At 29.9% G+C, this 17,741-nt stretch carries 12 protein-coding genes; 10 read left to right on the top strand and 2 right to left on the bottom strand.

Features of this window, described 5'->3' with window-relative positions; translation table 11 throughout:
- Positions 1-647: 647 nt before the first annotated feature.
- Complete coding sequence (locus tag ACX6CF_RS04740) at positions 648-1,106, top strand: hypothetical protein (RefSeq protein ID WP_458784153.1); 459 nt, start codon at positions 648-650, stop codon at positions 1,104-1,106.
- A 64-nt stretch (positions 1,107-1,170) separates the two neighbouring features.
- On the opposite strand, the gene ACX6CF_RS04735 is transcribed toward ACX6CF_RS04740, so the two are convergent.
- Complete coding sequence (locus ACX6CF_RS04735) at positions 1,171-1,890, bottom strand: hypothetical protein (protein WP_458784152.1); 720 nt, start codon at positions 1,888-1,890, stop codon at positions 1,171-1,173.
- 449 nt (positions 1,891-2,339) lie between these two features.
- Positions 2,340-3,755: an S-layer homology domain-containing protein gene (locus ACX6CF_RS04730; protein WP_458784151.1), complete on the bottom strand. Its 1,416-nt coding sequence runs from the start codon at positions 3,753-3,755 to the stop codon at positions 2,340-2,342.
- Positions 3,756-4,157: 402 nt separating this feature from the next.
- Between ACX6CF_RS04730 and ACX6CF_RS04725 the strand changes: the two genes are divergently transcribed.
- From ACX6CF_RS04725 to ACX6CF_RS04685, 9 genes are all read left to right on the top strand, one after another.
- A complete protein-coding gene (locus ACX6CF_RS04725) occupies positions 4,158-5,108 on the top strand; it encodes an ABC transporter permease (protein ID WP_458784150.1) in 951 nt (316 codons plus the stop codon).
- Between the two features lie 13 nt (positions 5,109-5,121).
- A complete protein-coding gene (locus tag ACX6CF_RS04720; protein ID WP_458784149.1) occupies positions 5,122-6,018 on the top strand; it encodes a carbohydrate ABC transporter permease in 897 nt (298 codons plus the stop codon).
- Between the two features lie 73 nt (positions 6,019-6,091).
- The gene (locus ACX6CF_RS04715) at positions 6,092-7,927 is read left to right on the top strand and encodes a type 2 periplasmic-binding domain-containing protein (protein WP_458784148.1); all 1,836 of its coding nucleotides are present in this window, start codon (positions 6,092-6,094) and stop codon (positions 7,925-7,927) included.
- A 143-nt stretch (positions 7,928-8,070) separates the two neighbouring features.
- The gene (locus ACX6CF_RS04710; RefSeq protein WP_458784147.1) at positions 8,071-9,687 is read left to right on the top strand and encodes a response regulator transcription factor; all 1,617 of its coding nucleotides are present in this window, start codon (positions 8,071-8,073) and stop codon (positions 9,685-9,687) included.
- A 15-nt stretch (positions 9,688-9,702) separates the two neighbouring features.
- Positions 9,703-11,451 carry a sensor histidine kinase gene (locus ACX6CF_RS04705; RefSeq protein WP_458784146.1) on the top strand — a complete coding sequence of 583 codons (1,749 nt, stop codon included), beginning with the start codon at positions 9,703-9,705 and terminating at the stop codon, positions 11,449-11,451.
- A gap of 158 nt (positions 11,452-11,609) precedes the next feature.
- Positions 11,610-12,677 carry a helix-turn-helix domain-containing protein gene (locus ACX6CF_RS04700; RefSeq protein WP_458784145.1) on the top strand — a complete coding sequence of 356 codons (1,068 nt, stop codon included), beginning with the start codon at positions 11,610-11,612 and terminating at the stop codon, positions 12,675-12,677.
- A complete protein-coding gene (locus ACX6CF_RS04695) occupies positions 12,655-13,917 on the top strand; it encodes an FAD-dependent oxidoreductase (protein ID WP_458784144.1) in 1,263 nt (420 codons plus the stop codon). Before ACX6CF_RS04700 ends, ACX6CF_RS04695 begins: the two co-directional genes overlap by 23 nt.
- 400 nt (positions 13,918-14,317) lie before the next feature.
- Positions 14,318-14,986, top strand: a complete 669-nt coding sequence (gene hypB / locus ACX6CF_RS04690) for a hydrogenase nickel incorporation protein HypB (RefSeq protein WP_458784143.1) — start codon at positions 14,318-14,320, stop codon at positions 14,984-14,986.
- A 34-nt stretch (positions 14,987-15,020) separates the two neighbouring features.
- Complete coding sequence (locus ACX6CF_RS04685) at positions 15,021-17,699, top strand: FAD-dependent oxidoreductase (RefSeq protein ID WP_458784142.1); 2,679 nt, start codon at positions 15,021-15,023, stop codon at positions 17,697-17,699.
- The last annotated feature ends 42 nt before the right edge of the window (positions 17,700-17,741 follow it).

Here is a 17,741-nt window from a genome sequence, read left to right as displayed (position 1 = left end):
TCGGTTATTATTATTGCTTCAACTATTGGTTGTCTTTGTGAATCTGCAAGGTCATTAGGAATCATGTCAATCATAGGTGTAATATTATTTATAAATTCAGATTCCCATTCTCTAGGGGTATAAGTATACGGTCTGCCTTCTGCACTATCTATAATTTTTTTAGTTAAATCATAGAATTCGTCTTCTCTAAGACGTTTATTACCTGAACCTTTTTCACTACAATAAGTTCTAGGGTTTATTAAGTTTTAGGATTATTCTATAGGCGTATAAATTCAGTATATCGCCTCTGAAACTATTCTCTATTATCAAGCTTTAATACACAGGGAAATTTCAAAATTACTCATCCCCTAAACTATAGTTTGATTAATAACAGTTAATAAATAGCGTAATAACAATATCGATGAATTTATATGCATACTTGTAAAACGTTGATAAAATTTATTGTACATAATGACCTCGCATTAAATTTAGTAACATAAATTTAACATTAACAATAAAATAAACTAAAATAAATGTCATATCTAGATAATAAAATTGTATTTATTTTATTTTTTCGATTTTTTTGTAACCTTTTTGTGTTTTTAGCCCTTATATAATTGAGAGGGTTTTTAATACAAATATAAATTAAAGAAAAGGAAGATTAAAAAATGAGAAAAATTAAATTATTATTATTAACAGTTTTATTGACATCAGTACTATCTATGGGAGTTAATGCTCAAGAAAATCAAATCAAAGTGAAAGATATTAGGGTAGGGCATACATTTCTTAGATCTATGGCCAAACCAAAAGATGATCCATTAGCTTATATTTCAGATTTTATAACTGACTCAGAGTCTTGTTTAAGTATTAGTAGTTCAACTTCTTCTACTATGACCTGTGATAGCTTGAAATTAGAAATTAATGTTCAAGAGAAAAAAGATGGCTCATGGGATACTGTAAAAACGTTTACATATACAGAATATAATACGTGTATGATTAGTAAAATACCTTGTTATCATGAAATAAATGTAGGTTCAGAATATAGACTTAAAACATACCATTATGCAACTGTCGATGGAACTAATTATTTGGATGTAAATACAACAGCTTCCATTACTGTTAAATAAATATAATATATTCAATAAGCTTAGTATTATAAATTTATTAAATAAATACTAAGCTTATTGAATATTAGTAATGTAATGACATAGTTATGTCTAATACTTCTTGTTTACTATTTCCTTGTACTTCAAATTCAATATCACCTATAACAAATAAACTAATGGTCAAAGCGTCATTTTGAATGATATTATACTCTATATCATTATTATTAAAAGTTTCAATGTCAAATAAATCTTGATTATATTTAACTAAACCAGTGGAATCTCTATCAGTAATATATTTTTGGTTTATTTGTATAATTCTATTATCATTACTGCACATATAAATAATTATATTAGTACCAGAATCATTCTTATTTATATTCTGAACACTGAAATTATGTGGTATTATCGGCGATATAAAATTTCTATCACCATTGTCATTAATTTCTACTATCTCATTATCTAACTCATAATCTCTATTTTCTTCAGAATTCTTATATTCTCTAGTATAAAATTCAATTGTGTTATCATTTATATTATAAAATAATCTTTTAAATAAACTAGCATTACTAGACAAATCTAATGAAATTAGCATAATTAATAGTAGACTTGCCGTGACAACAGATTTATATCTTCTCCCAACTATATAGTTTCTTTTTAACTGGTTTTGATGTATTTCTTTAATGGTATCGTTCCATATCTTGTCCTTTATTTCTTCATCAATATATGTACTATCATTACTATTTTTTAGATATATACTCAATTTTTTATTTATTTCTTGATTGGTTTTCTTTTTGTGGTTTTTCATAAGTAAAATCCCTTCTGAAATTTTATAGCAGTTCTCTATTTATTTAGCTAAGAAATATTTATTGAATAATTAAAACATTAACTTGCTATATATTATTATAGGTTATAATAAATTTTAAGATATTTTAATAATAATTATTGTTTCAATAATTATATTATAACAATTATTATAATAATTAACAAGAGAAGCTTGTAATAGTATTTAAATAATTGTACAAATATTAAATTTAAGCTATTAATGATTTAAAAAAACATATTTGGAGATAGATAGAGAATCGTCATTAAAATTCATAAAAGAATCTAATTCCTAAGAAATAGAGATAATTGTTTATTAGAAAGCGGCATATATAACTTTTTAATGGGAATATATGCCGTTTCTATAAAAGATAGTAATGAATCTTTAAGGGTTTTATGTTTTGTTTTATACTATAAAAACCTCATACAATCTTATTATAAATTAGTATAAAAATTATAAATAGCTGTATACGCTTCTTCATAAGTAAATTTGCTCTTTGGTGAAAATACTTTATCTCCACCTATAGCTATAATTTCTTTTGAAGATACGTAATTGATACTTTCTTTAGCCCAGTTACTGATTTTATTACTATCAGCATATTCATAAACAATATAATCTGAATCTTTTCCTAATACAGATGCAGTTTTATATAGTATCGTCGCAACTTGTTCTTTTGTAAGAAGTCCTTCTGGGTCAAATCGCCAATCGCTTACACCATTTATTATACCTAATGAATGTAGGTCATAGATTGATTCATTACTTGTATCACAAAAAGGATTGTTAGTATCAACTTTATATACTCCACCTTGACCAAAACTATCAAGATAGTACCAGTCTTTTTTCAAACCTTTACTTTCAACAAATTCTTCTAGAGTCATCTTGGTTTCCTTTTCTATCAGATTAATAATAAGTTCACAAAAATCTAAACGTGTTATGTTTGAAGTATATAAACCTTCAAATGTGTCTCCCTCAGGAATTAATCCTGATTCAGCAGCATTATTACATGTAACTTTAGCAAAATCGCTTGGGGTTTGGGGTATTGCTCTTCCCCATAGATTATCTAGACTTGTTACACTTTTTGCCTTGGATACTAATACATTATTTAATAAATCAATTTTTTGTTTTAACGGAAGGTCGCCTTCTTCCATAAGCATGGTTCTTAATCGTACAGGTGAATTACCAGCTATGACTTCAAATAGAGTAGCAAAGTCTTCAGAATAATTTTTTGTACTATAATCCCTTACAAAATATTTGTAATGAGAATCAGTCCATTCTTCACAACCTTCATTCTTATAACTTAATCCAGCGTTGATACTAGTCCATTCTTTTTTGAGTTTATTATAACCATAGATATCACTTATGTATTTATGAACGTAATGTCCCATTTCATGAGCAATTGTCCATTCTGCAAAGCTATTACCAATAGGGTTTGGATAGTAATTCAGATAAATATGTTTGCCGCTATCAGAAAAACTTCCACCAAGACTTGTTTGTTTATATATAAATCTTATGTTAGTCTTGATTCCTTTTGACTTATAATAAGAAGTCATTTCTTTAATCAATCCGTCTGGAAATCTAGAATAAATTCTATCCATCATTTGAAGTAATGAATCTTTTGGCCAAAAGCCTTCTTCTACTGATATAGTAACACCATATTTCTTCTCAAGTTGTGGTATATCCATTTTAGGATAAACCATCTTAAATGTTTCTTTAGAATCCTTGGATGTATTGCTAGAAGCAGTTCCCTCATAACTGAGTGATGCAAAATTATTCCAACTAGCAAATGCCTGATTAGGGATAAGAAGAATGATGCCTATAAGCAGACAGGAAATAATTAGTTTGTTTTTCATAATGCTACCTCCGATATTTATTAAGTGTAATATATAGTACATTAAATCAATAGTTTTTTTATCTATGTAATCAGTTATTGAAATTAGTTCTAAAAATTACATATTTCGATATATTATTTAATTTAACATAAATATATTTTATAAGTGTTTAATAGTAATGTCAATTAAAGTTTGAAAAACTAGATGTTTATATAACTGAGAGATTTTTTTGTCTTATCCATACTATCAATTTATGTTATACACAGTCAGTGAGATATTTATATTTTTAATCATTTTGTGTTATTGTATATTAATTAGAAAAAAAGTATACTCATAATAGATTTAAAAAAGCCGCTAAATGGCTTTAATACTAGCTATATATATAGTACAGAATAATACAATGAAAGAAGAAGGTGAATAAATATGAATATAACAAAAGACAAAAATGTTACTGATAGTGGAATTAGTAGCATTCTATTTAATATTAAGAAATACAAATATTTCTATATTCTTATATTACCAGCAATTCTATATACCCTTATATTTAACTATTTGCCATTAGGTGGAGTCATAATGGCTTTTCAAGATTTTGATATCATTAAAGGATTTAGTGGTAGTGAATGGGTAGGGCTTGAGAATTTTATAAAGATATTTACAATGCCAAACTTTATATTAGCAATAAAGAATACTTTCATATATAGTGGTACAATATTGTTCCTAGGATTTCCGTTACCAATAATATTAGCTTTGTTATTCAACGAATTAAGGAATTTACGATTTAAAAAAGTTGTACAGACTATTAGTTACATGCCTTATTTCCTTTCATGGGCATCAGTAGTAGCCTTATTCTATGGTTTCTTTGCAATCAATGGTTCCTTCAATGATATGAGAGTCTGGTTATTTGGAGGAGGTATTGAGAGAATTAATATTTTTATGGATGCAGGTAATTTTCTTAAAATAATATTCTTTTCTCATATCTGGAAAAATGTAGGGTGGAATTCAGTAATATTCTTAGCTTCAATAGCTGCTATCAGTCCTTCGCTATATGAAGCAGCAATAGTAGATGGATGTGGCAGATTCAAGCAGATATGGTACATAACTCTACCTAGTCTATTGCCAACAGCAATTATCATCTTGATCTTAAATACAGGAAGTCTTATAGTTTCCAACTTCGAACAAGTGTATGGGTTGCAGAATCTATTTATACAAGAACAGACAGAGGTTATCAACACTCTAGTATATAGGCAAGGTCTTAATATTGGTAATTATTCATTAGCTACAGCTTTTGGACTTACACAAGGGATAGTATCCTTTCTAATCGTATTTGTAGTAAATAAAATAGCAAAAAAACTTTCTGGTATTTCAATATGGTAAAGGAGAACGTAATATGATAAAGGTTAAAAAGAAGATTAATGGAAGTTCAGTATTTGATATTTTTAATATCGTAATTATGATTTTACTTTGTATTGTTACAGTTTATCCTTTTCTCAACCAACTTGCTCTATCACTGAACACTGGTAGTAATGCGAGCTTTGGAGGAATCACTATATTTCCAAGAGAATTCACAATGGATAATTTTAAGACACTAATCACTAACCCTAGTATTAAAGATGCTATCATAGTTTCTGTTACAAGAGTAATAGCTGGTACAGCTATTGGGTTAATAGTAACAACAAGTGCGGCTTACACTATGACATGTAAGAAGTTACCAGGCAAAAATTTCATTATATGGTTCCTATTATTACCTATGTTCATAAATGCAGGTATAATTCCTAACTTCATACTTTTTAGGAAACTTCATTTGATTAATAATTTCTTGGTCTATATAATACCTGGTTCATTTGTATTTTATAACATGATAATTATACGTACTTTCATGCAGGGTATACCAAAGAGTCTAGAGGAATCTGCATATCTGGATGGTGCTAATGAGATACAAATTCTGTTCAAGGTTATTTTACCTTTATGTAAACCAGTTATGGCTACTATATGCTTATGGGTAGCAGTAGGTCATTGGAATGATTGGATGAGCAATCTATTGTATATAACTAAAAACCATCTTAACACATTACAATATATCCTACTGAAAGTGGTAAAGGAAAGTGAAATGACACAGAGTATCTCAGAGACTGCGGCACTTACAGGCAAAGCTGTTTCAAAACCAACACCAGAAACTGTACGAGCTGCAACAATAGTATTAACAACTTTACCAATCATAATGTTATATCCTTTCTTGCAAAAGTATTTTGTAAAAGGTGTTACTATAGGTGCAATCAAGGAATAAAAAGTATAATATGAGGTTGTAAATAATACAGCTGATTAATTATAATAAATATAAATAAAAGGAGGAAGTACATATGTTTTTGAAAAAGACTAGAATATTGGGGACATTAATTGTATTAACACTTATTGTTAGTTTATTAGGTGGATGTGGCAAGAAAGAATCTGTAGATAGTTCTAATGTAGGAAAAGATGGAAAAGTAGCCACGAAAAGATTGCATTTAACAATGTGGTCAGCACAAGATACAGATTATATAGCATCAGAAGTACCTAAAAAAAATATAGTCAAGAGTTGGTTAACAAAAGAAACAAATGTTGATTTAGATAATATTTTCGGTAATGGAGGAGGTTCACTTGATAGTAAGTTGACACAACTTCTAGCAGCTGATAATTTACCACATATGTTAAGAACAAATGCACTGACACATCTTGCAAAATTGAATGAGGCAGAAAAATTATGGACGTTGACACCAGAAATGATGCAAGAATATGCACCTAACGTGTGGGAAAAGATACCTGATTATATGTGGGAACAAGCAACAGTAAATGGTAAGATAATGGGAATACCATTTAATCTAGGAGTTCAAAAAGGTATTAATGATAATATATCAGAAAAATTGTATGATGCAGCTAGTTTGCCTAATAGTGATGCTATGTTTGCAGCTCACACTTCTGTATGGGTTAGAGATGATATTCTTAAAAAGATATATCCAGAAGCTAAGACTTATGACGAATTAGTAGAATTATTAAATGAGAAGAACGAACCAATCGGTGAAGAAATCATGGATGTACCAATTAAGACTACTGAAGATTACGTAGACTTTTTCTATAAGATTAAAGAGCTTGAACTAAAAGAAGGAGATAAACCAGTTTATGCCTTTGGTTACAATGGTGGAGACAACTGGATGGCGTTATCATTTTTTGGTGCTGACTTAATGGGATATAGAGGTCATTTCTATACAGGTTCATGGGATCCAATCAACGAAAGAGTAAGAATGAACTTATTAGAACCTATATTCAAGGAATCAGCTCTTGTTCAAAACCGTTTAATAAGAGACAGAGTTTTTGAGCCAGAATCATTAGTTCATACACAAGCACAATTTGTTGAAAAAGTAAAAAATGGTTTATATGCATGTGCGATTTTAAGTTATGTAGGACAACCTGACATCATTAACAAAGAGTTAAAGGATGCAGGTAAGGACTTCCAATATCGTCCTCTATATACGCAAATCCCTAACAAAAAAGAATATCCAGACTATAACGAACGACCAACATGGTATGATATGGTAGGTTTATTGAAGACTATCAAAGAAGAAGATTTACCACAAGTATTAAATTGGATAGATGTTCAATTTACAGACGAGTTCGAAGATGTATATTATTGGGGAACAAAAGAAGAGGGATTATATACAGAAGAAAATGGTAAGAGAAAATTCAATGACGAAAAATTCAATAAGTATTTCGTGGATATGGATACAAGCAAAAGTAATCTAAGTGAATTTGAAGGTTTGGCTAATGATCAATGTACAGTATATACAAGATTCATGTTACAAAGTGAATATTATCCAGTAGTATACAATGACAACATAAAATATTTACCAACAAATATGTCAGGATTCAAGTTCAAGATGTCAAGTCCTCATGTTAAAGATTTAAAATATTTCCCACCAGCTCATCCATGGTCACCAGAATTTTCTGAGATACCAGAACTTCAAGAATTCTGGAATGCAAGACAACAGTGGGAAGATCCTTTTAAATTAGTTTTTGTTGCTAAATCAGATGAAGAATTCAACGAAAAATGGCAAAAAGCTACTGATACATTAAAATCTATAACTGATATAGATAAAATGCTTGACCAGATGACAGAAATAGCTAAGAAAGAAGCAGATAAGCTGAAAGAATTAAATAAGTAAGTTAATTTAAAAAAATTATGGGTTAAAGAGAGTAGAGTATAAAAAATGATGATTTCTAGGGATAGGGTCATCATTTTTTGGGTTGAAAATTATAGGGAATCATGTCGCTTTATGATAAAATATAATAAAGGGGGATTGTTTTTATGTATAATGTGTTGATAGTAGATGATAATCTATTAGATATAAAAGGTATGATAAATAATATTGAATGGGAAACTCTGGGGCTTAGAGTTTGTGGGACTGCTTTAGATGGTTTAGAGGGTTACAAGAAATCTATAGAATTAAAGCCCAATATAGTTATAACAGATATTTCAATGCCTAGATTGAACGGTATTGAAATGACTAGAAAAATAAAGGAAGAATTACCAGAAACCAAGTTCATTTTCATTAGCTGTTTTGATGAATTTGAATTTACCAAGAGTGCCATGGAATTGAATATTAATAGATATGTCCTAAAACCTATAGATGTAGATGAGTTGCAAGACGCTCTTATATATATGATTGGTATTTATCAAATGGAACTTGCTAAAAAGCTTGAAAAACAAGAATTAGAGAAAAAAATAAATGAAAGTTTACCTTTGATGATTGAAAACTTTTATTATGATTTAATATATGGAAAGATAAGAAATGATGATGATATCATTAACAGAATGAACTATCTAAATATCTATAGATCATTTAAATGCTACAATGTATTTTATATAGAAATTGATAACTACGAACTTAATTATTCTAATATTTCGGTAGAAGAAAGATATAAACTCATAGAAAGAGTCAAGTTCTGTGTAGAAGAAACGGTACTAAAAGAAAAACAAGGATTTGTCATAAAAAACGATTATAGAAGTGTAATTGTTGTTCTATACTTTGATGAAATAAAAGATGAAAAAGCTACACTTGATGAAAGTATAATATATGCCATCAATTGTAGGGAGTATATCAATAAAGTAGCGGATATGAATATAACGATTGGATTATCAGGAATATCCAATGAATTAAGCCACATTAACAATTTATTGAAAAACGCTCAATATGCTGTTGAATCAAAATTCTATAGTAGAGGAAATGCCATCATCATGGCTAATGAAGTCATGGAAAGAACTAATGAATGCGAATACGATCTAATTGAGATAAAAAATGAATTATCCCATATATTTGAGGAGATGGATAGAGATAAAGTAAACGGGTTTCTCCAAAAATACTATGGACAAGTAGAGAATCTCTCCACCAATCATTTAAAATCGTTGTCTTATTCTATCATCAACATAATTCAAGTATTATTATTAGAAAGAAATCTGAGCTTTAGTGATTTTGTGGATGATGAGTTCATTGTGTGGAAAAAACTATCAAGATTCGAAACTATTGTGGATATAAGACAATGGATCAACAATATCATATTAGGTATCATTGAGTTGATAAAAGAAAGAGAAACAAACAGGTATAGTAAGATTGTAGAAGATATCATAGAGATTATAGAGACGGAATATAGAGAGATTGATAATATAAGAGACATTTTGGATTCACTCTATATCAGCAGTAGTTATGCTAACCAAATATTCAAACAGCAAAAAGGAATAACCATTTTTGAATATCTAATCCAAACTAAGATAGAAATGGCTAAGAAAAGGTTACAAGATCCCTATTGTAGAATTTGTGATATTTCTAATGAATTAGGATATAAGAGCAATGCTTATTTCACATCGGTATTCAAAAGACATACTGGAATAACTCCTAAAGAATATAGAAAAAGATACAGCGTATAAAGGGGTAGATTACTTATGAAGATAAAAAATTTTTTCAACCAGCTGACATTGAAAAGCAAAATAAGGATTAACTTGATTATATTTACTATGATTCCAATAATAATCATAACCATATATATTAACTGGATAATCAAGAAAAATTATATGGAAGAGCAGTTCAATATAATAAATGAGAATCTACAAAAGTGTACATCCCTTATTGATATGGAACTTAAGACATACATAGATAAAGGTACGTATATCATATCTAATACTTATCTTAATAATAATATAGATAATAATTTTGAAGACCGTATAGAAGAAGCAATATTGTTCAATAATCATTTGAAGATGTTGTTTGAAGGAATAAATCCGGAATCTTATTTAAGTAATCCATTTTCAATATATACAGATAATGGATCTGCGCTTTTTAATCCATACATAAATGATATTCAAGCCATCAAGGACGATGTAGAATTGGGTAAACTAAAGTATATGAAGTTGAACAATGTTATATGGACAATAGAACAAGAGATAAACGGAGTAGAAAAAGTCTCCATCAATTATTATAGAAGACTTAATATGAATCACAAAACAGAAGATATCTTAAGGTGTCATATCCCATTAGAGAAGATACAATACTTTTTGGACGAGATTGGAATGCCTAATAATGGTGTAATCACTTATTTTGATGATAAAGAAGAACTTATTTATTATAAAGAATCTACATCTTCAAAACCCATTGATATAGAAAATATTAAGAATAGAGATGAAAAAAAATACTATACATTCAATAGAAGACTACAGAATGGGCATATGGTAACTGTATTTGTACCCATCAGTTTCTTGAAAAAAAATAATGTGAATGTTTTTTTGATTATAGTGAGTATATTGTTGTTATTTTTTATTTTTATGACATATGTATCTAATTTTACTTCGAGAAAAATAACCAGTGGATTGGATCAATTCATTAGAGTGATTCAAAATAACAAAGAAGCCCTTCTTATAGAAGAGATTCAAGATAATAAGGAAGATGAAATATCTTTTATCAAAATGCGATTCATAGAAGCTATTGAAGAAATAAACAGTCTATATAAGAAGACTATGGATTATAACAATCAATTAAGTAAAGTAGAGATGGAATTATTACAAGCTAGAATAAATCCTCATCTATTATACAATTCACTATCAGTCATTAAATGGTCTGCACTAGAAAAAGAAGATTATAAATCAGTTAAGATCATTGACACAATGACAAGTTATTATAGGCTTGCCTTGAACAAAGGAAATAATATCATGTTTGTACGTGACGAAATCAAAATGATTGAACAATATGTAAGGATAAATGAATTTTCAAGGTCATCCAAGTTTACCTTAGATACTAATATAGATGATGATATCCTAGAATTTTTCGTTATAAAACATTTGTTACAGCCAATTGTCGAGAATGCAATTTTACATGCATTTGATATGTATAGTTCAGATGAAAAGGTAATAACTATCAATGGATATGAAAAAGACGATTTCATCATATTTGATGTCATTGATAATGGAGAAGGAATGGACGAACATAAGATTCATGAAATCCTATCATTTAATTATGTATCTAATTATGGAGGATACGGAATAAAAAATCTAATAAAAAGAATAGACCTCTATTATGGAGCAGGAAGTAGATTGGATATAAAAAGTGAAACAGGTAAAGGAACAGAAGTTAAGGTCAGCATCAAGAAAATCAATAGAGAAGAACTAAGAAGAAAAATGAAAGGTATAGATATTAAATAGTAGTATACCATCAATATATATAATAGAACATATTTGCAGAAAGATAGATTATATAGAAAAAAAGATTATGATAATAAATTGATTTTATTAGGTATTTAGAATAGAATGTATATATAACCAAACTCTTATTCATCAATCATGAAAAGTGGGGGATTTTTATGAAAGCGGAAGTTTTTAATTCATACAACAAATATATGATTTTAAAACATGCTTTGAAAGAAAACAATGTTTCCCAGACATGTAATCTGTTTGGAATTTCAAGAACTACATATTACAATTGGAAAAGGGCTTATCTTAAGCAAGGAATGGTCGGACTAGAAATCAAAGAACACAAAAAGCCCAAAATGCCTAATAAAGTTAACAAAACAATTGAAAATGAAATTTTATCATATGTACAAAGATTTCCTGAAGATGGGCCCAACAGAATCTATTATGAGTTAAAAGCTGAGGGTTTTGATATTGGGGTATCGGGGATTTATAATGTCTTGAAGAGAAACAATCTATCAAAAAAAGTTCAAAGAGTAGGATATTCTAAGAACAAAGTACATCATTATAAGGGAAATAGAAGTAATAGAAAATTAATGAGATGTTTTGAGAACCAAAAAAACTCCTATGTAGGTAATTTGGTTATTCAAAGAATTGATTTCATAGGAACATTTGAAGGTATTGGCAAAATATATCAATATACACTTTATGATACTTATTCAAAATGGGGTTCTGTAAAGATATATAATAAAAAACAAGATATAGATATTTGGGATTATTTTGAACTGAAACTGGGTTACTTGATGAATACTTTAAATCTAAACATTGATAATTTATTAACAGAAAAGACAAGAGAGTTTATACCCTATTTCGTTAAAAACAATAAATATAAGAAAATCATAGAAGATTTTAATATTAATCATAAGTTCATTTCACATGAAAATAATTTTTTATTCAGTGATATGGATGAATTCAATAAGCTTTTAGTAAAAGAGTTTTATAGTAAAATTGATAAAGGTAATATAGACTCTTTCAATAAGGTAGAATCAGCTCTTCATATATTTTTGAGATATTATAATTTCGCTAGAAAGATATCAGATGGCTGCAATGCAGGAAAAGTACCGGCTAAAGTTATCCTTGAAAGAGTAGCTCACAATAATGTTGATTTGGATACGTTACCACTTTGGATTCTAACTTTGATTAATTCTCTAAAGCGGGGTGATCAAAATAAAGAAAACTGATAGTAAGGTGGCTATTATAGGCGGTGGCATTTCAGGGCTTGTAATAGCACAAGGTCTACAAGAAAAGGGATATGAAAAGGTTACTGTTTTTGAGAAGGATAATAGGGTAGGTGGTAAATTACATACCATATGGTACAAAGGTAGATCTTATGAACTTGGTGCTCTTTTTGGTTTACCTTCTCAAAATAGTCTTAAGGCATTAATGAAAGCTAATAATATCAAAAGTGATGGACCCAAGTTATCACGTGTCAATTATGATGCAAGTGGAAATAGAATCATGCAGATACCAAAAGAAGATTTGGATGATTTTGTTGAAGAATTAGATAGATTTCCTTATATTTTGAAGGAATATAAATCTCTTAAAAGAGTTAATATAAAAGGCGTAGAAGACTCACTTATATTTCCTTTTTCAAAATGGTGTGATATGAATGATTTTAGGGTTTTGAAGACAGTTTATATCAATTATTTTACAAGCTATGGGTTAGGTGATATTAACGTTATACCAGCACTTTATGTCCTTAGAATATTGGACTATGAGACGTTAATGTCTTTTATGGAACTTCCTGAATTCTGTACATGGGAGAAAGGAGTTTCAACTTTCATTAATTCATTGAAGCATAAAATAAAAGATATCAGGTTGACACAGAATGTTAAAGAAATCACTAAGTCTGATAATGGAAAGATATGTGTTCATACTGATTTTGAACAATTAGAATATGATAGAGTTGTTATTACAGCTCCACTCAATCAATTTTCTAAGCTCTGTAATACTGATTATGGAACGAATCATTACCTTGGTTCCATAAAGTACCAAAAGTTTAATGTTTATGCATTTATAGTTGAAAAGATTCCAAAAAAATGTGGTTTTGTACTAGAAAATCTATCTATAGAGAATAAAGGGCATGTAATCATATGGAATTCTAGATGGGATTCAAGTGATGGTGAAGAACTGGTAAGTGTTTATGCTTATGATAATCCTAAAAGGTCTAAAGAAGAATCTTTAAAGATTATTAAAAATGATTTGTTGAAATTAGGATTTCTGAGTCCAAGACTTTATCAATTTAAGAGCTGGCAGCAGTGTCCATATGTAGATACTAGTACTCTACAAAAAGGATTCTATGATAAAATAGAAGAAATGCAAGGCAAAAATAACATATATATAGCTGGAGAGATTATGAGTACAGTATCAATGGATAACTGTATTCGGTACTCAAACTATATGCTCAAAAGATATTTTTAGGAGTTGCTTACATGATTTTAATCATTTAAGCAACTTTTTTGCTTTCAAGTATAGTTTACACTTAAAGAGATATTATCCTCTCTAATCAGCATTAGGTATAGGATTGAAGGTGCTTTTGATATGTAAACTAAACTTGAAATAGAAAGCCTAGAAACATTGATTTTACAAGGTTTTTGTTTTTTTGACAATACTAGTATTTTAAAATATACTGAGAGTGATAAAATAATAACAATCTTTTAAAAATTAATTTTTAAAAGTTAATTAAATAATTTCTATTATTTAAGCATATGAGGATAAATCACCTTAATATGTGTCAAAAAAAAATTCCAGCCTGAAGAAATTAATGAGACATAATAATTCCTAATTAAAACAAATTTATAAGAAATGGAGATGTATAAAAATGGATACATACAAAGTTCTGGAAATCAAGCAAAGTGTGTTTGAAGACAATAATCATCAAGCTGATTTGCTTAGAGAACAGCTAAAAAAAGAAAAGACTTTTTTATTAAACCTAATGTCATCACCAGGTTCAGGTAAGACAACAACTCTTACAAAAACAATTAATCAGTTGAAAGATGAAATGAAGATAGGGGTAATGGAAGCCGATATTGATTCAGATGTTGATGCTAACACAATCTCTCAGACAGGAGCAAAAGTAATTCAACTCCATACAGGAGGTATGTGCCATCTTGATGCTGACATGACCAAACAAGGATTAATTGGTCTAGGAACAGAAGAAATTGATTTGGCTATTCTAGAAAATGTAGGAAATCTAGTCTGTCCAGCTGAATTTGATACAGGTTCATCAAAAAATGCAATGATTCTAAGTGTACCAGAGGGAGATGACAAACCTCTAAAATATCCTTTGATGTTTAAGATAGCTGATGTTTTATTAATCAACAAAATAGATGTAATACAATATTTTGATTTTGACCTTGAAGCTGTAAAAGAACGTGCTAAAAAATTGAATCCAAATATCAAAATCATTCCAATTTCCGCTAGGACAGGGGAAGGTATTAATGAATGGGCTGATTGGATACGTACTGAAGTGAAAAAATGGAATCAATAGGTATCATATAAACTAAAATTTGGAGGGAATAGGCATGGTTAACGAAAAGGTATTGGATCTTGCTAATAAGATAAGCAGGACAAAACGAGGTTCCAAGATGGAAATAAAACCTGAATATCCAGAATATAAGATTTTGGAACCTGTTGTAACAGAAGAAATGGCAGAAGTAGCACTTTGTCTTGAACTAAGAAAACCACAAAGTGCAGAAGAAATTGCTCCCAAATGTGGTAAGTCAGTAGAAAAAACTGCAAAACTATTATGGGAACTGGCAGTTGCAGGTGTTTCTTTTGTCAATGAGATTGATGGTGTTGATAAATATTGGCATGAAATCTGGGTTCCAGGTCATATGGAGATGATGGTCAACAACAGGGAAAATGTTAAGAAATACCCACAAATCGCCATAGCTTTTGATGATTACGGAAAAAGAAAAGGACCAATGGGTGTGGGTGTTTTTTCACCAGGAACAGGTCCTATGCGTGTAATTCCTATTGAAAGTGCAATTGATGGGGAGACTAGAAAAGCATCTTATGAGGAAGTATCCAAATATCTTAATGAGAACACTATTTTTTCAGTTTCAGATTGTGCTTGTCGTACAACGAGAGAGGTTATGGGAGAAGGTTGCGGTCACTTGAAAGAAGATATGTGTATTCAGATGGGTCATGCTGCTGAATACTATATCCGTACTGGAAGAGGTCGTAAAATTACTCGTGAAGAAGCATATGAAATCATTAAAAAAGCAGAGGAAAATGGATTAGTACATAGTATACCTAATCTAGATGGTTCTGGAAAAACACATGCTATCTGTAACTGTTGTGGTTGTTCATGTTTTTCTATGAGAATAGCAGAAATGTTTGTAAATCCTGATATGGTACGTTCCAATTATGTCTCACATATTGATCCAGATAGGTGCGTTGGTTGTGGTGAATGTGTAGAAGTATGTCCTGTCAATGCATTGAAGTTAGGTCAGAAAATATGTGCAAAGACTCCAATAATAGAAGAGAAGAGAAAAGATTTTCCACATAATTCTGAGTGGGGACCAGATAAATGGAATCCAGATTATCGTATTAATAGGAAAAATGTTGTTGATACAGGTACTAGCCCTTGTAAAACAGAATGTCCAGCTCATATTTCCGTTCAAGGTTATATCAAGTTAGCATCTCAAGGAAGATACAAAGAAGCATTAGAACTCATTAAGCATGAAAATCCATTTCCAGCTGTATGTGGTCGTGTCTGTCCAAGGAAATGTGAATCTGCTTGTACAAGAGGAGATATTGATGATCCAGTTGCTATAGATGAGATTAAAAAATTCATTGCGGAACAAGATTTGACACAAGAAAATAGATATGTACCAAAATTACATCATGAGTATGGAAATAAAATTGCCATTATAGGTGCTGGACCTTCAGGTCTTTCATGCGCTTACTATCTAGCGCTAGATGGTTATAAAGTAACTGTATTCGAAAAACAAAAAGTACTCGGTGGTATGTTAACAATGGGTATACCAGCTTTTAGACTTGAAAAAGAGGTAATTAATGCAGAAATAGATATTCTAAGAGAATTAGGAGTCCAGTTCAAGACAGGTGTCGAGGTTGGAAAAGATATAAGTATCAAAGAACTTAGAACTCAGGGATATGAAGCATTCTATCTAGCTATTGGTGCACAGGCAGGTAGAAGTCTTGGATTAGAAGATGAAAATTCAGAAGGAATTATTACAGGTATTGATTTCTTACGTGACGTAAATTTGAATAATGATATGAAACTTGATGGAAATGTAGTTGTCATCGGTGGCGGTAATGTAGCTATTGATGTTGCAAGAACAGCTACAAGAGTTGGTGCTTCAGAAGTCGAGATGTTCTGCCTTGAAAATCAAGAAGAAATGCCAGCTCTACCAGAAGAAATTGAAGAAGCAGTATCAGAAGACATAGTTATCAACAATTCTTGGGGACCAAAACGAATACTACAGGAAAATGGACGTGTTGTAGGTATTGAATTCAAGAAATGTCTTTCAGTCTTTGATGAGAATAGAAGGTTTAATCCTACTTATGATGAAAATGAAACTAAAACAGTTAAGACAAATCATATTCTGATTTCAGTAGGTCAGAGTATGGAGTGGGGCAAGTTACTAGATAGCAGTAAAATAGAATTGAATAGAAATAAGACAATAAAAGCAGATTCATTTACTTTGCAAACAGGAGAGCCTGATATATTTGCTGGTGGAGATGCAATGACAGGACCTAGGTTCGCTATTGACGCTATTGCTTTAGGTAAACAAGCAGCTATATCAATTCACCGTTTTGTTCAGCCAGGACAGAGTTTAGTTCTTGGTCGTGATAGAAGAGATTTTCATGCACTAGATAAAGAGAATCTAGCTCTTGATGGATATGATCGTATGCCTAGACAAAGACCACTTCATGTAGATGGCAAGGAATCTAAAAAAACTTTTAAAGATTTACGTAATACATTTACAGAAGAGCAGATTAAGAAAGAAACAGAACGTTGTCTTGGTTGTGGAGCTACAACTGTAGATGAATTCATGTGTCTTGGTTGTGGGGGATGTACAACTAAGTGTAAATTCGATGCCATTTCACTTGTAAGGAAATATGATGCTGAAAGTGTGGATTTAGATAAACTTAAACCAGTAGTTGTCAAAAATATGATTAAACGTAAAGGGAAAATTGCAGTCAAAAAGGTAACAAAAGTCTTTAAAGCTTAATCGAAACATGTTGATTTTAACCTTTTGTAAGGTATATACATT

It is taken from the genome of Vallitalea sediminicola, assembly GCF_054408565.1.
This window is presented reverse-complemented; position numbering and strand designations above follow the sequence as displayed.

Excerpts from the sequence above, each read along its gene's own strand:
- ACX6CF_RS04710 (WP_458784147.1), top strand. The coding sequence starts at position 8,071 with ATGTATAATGTGTTGATAGTAGATGATAATCTATTAGATATAAAAGGT.
- ACX6CF_RS04735 (WP_458784152.1), bottom strand. The coding sequence starts at position 1,890 with ATGAAAAACCACAAAAAGAAAACCAATCAAGAAATAAATAAAAAATTG.
- ACX6CF_RS04700 (WP_458784145.1), top strand. The coding sequence starts at position 11,610 with ATGAAAGCGGAAGTTTTTAATTCATACAACAAATATATGATTTTAAAA.
- ACX6CF_RS04725 (WP_458784150.1), top strand. The coding sequence starts at position 4,158 with ATGAATATAACAAAAGACAAAAATGTTACTGATAGTGGAATTAGTAGC.
- ACX6CF_RS04730 (WP_458784151.1), bottom strand. The coding sequence starts at position 3,755 with ATGAAAAACAAACTAATTATTTCCTGTCTGCTTATAGGCATCATTCTT.
- ACX6CF_RS04740 (WP_458784153.1), top strand. The coding sequence starts at position 648 with ATGAGAAAAATTAAATTATTATTATTAACAGTTTTATTGACATCAGTA.
- ACX6CF_RS04685 (WP_458784142.1), top strand. The coding sequence starts at position 15,021 with ATGGTTAACGAAAAGGTATTGGATCTTGCTAATAAGATAAGCAGGACA.
- ACX6CF_RS04720 (WP_458784149.1), top strand. The coding sequence starts at position 5,122 with ATGATAAAGGTTAAAAAGAAGATTAATGGAAGTTCAGTATTTGATATT.
- ACX6CF_RS04705 (WP_458784146.1), top strand. The coding sequence starts at position 9,703 with ATGAAGATAAAAAATTTTTTCAACCAGCTGACATTGAAAAGCAAAATA.
- ACX6CF_RS04715 (WP_458784148.1), top strand. The coding sequence starts at position 6,092 with ATGTTTTTGAAAAAGACTAGAATATTGGGGACATTAATTGTATTAACA.
- hypB (WP_458784143.1), top strand. The coding sequence starts at position 14,318 with ATGGATACATACAAAGTTCTGGAAATCAAGCAAAGTGTGTTTGAAGAC.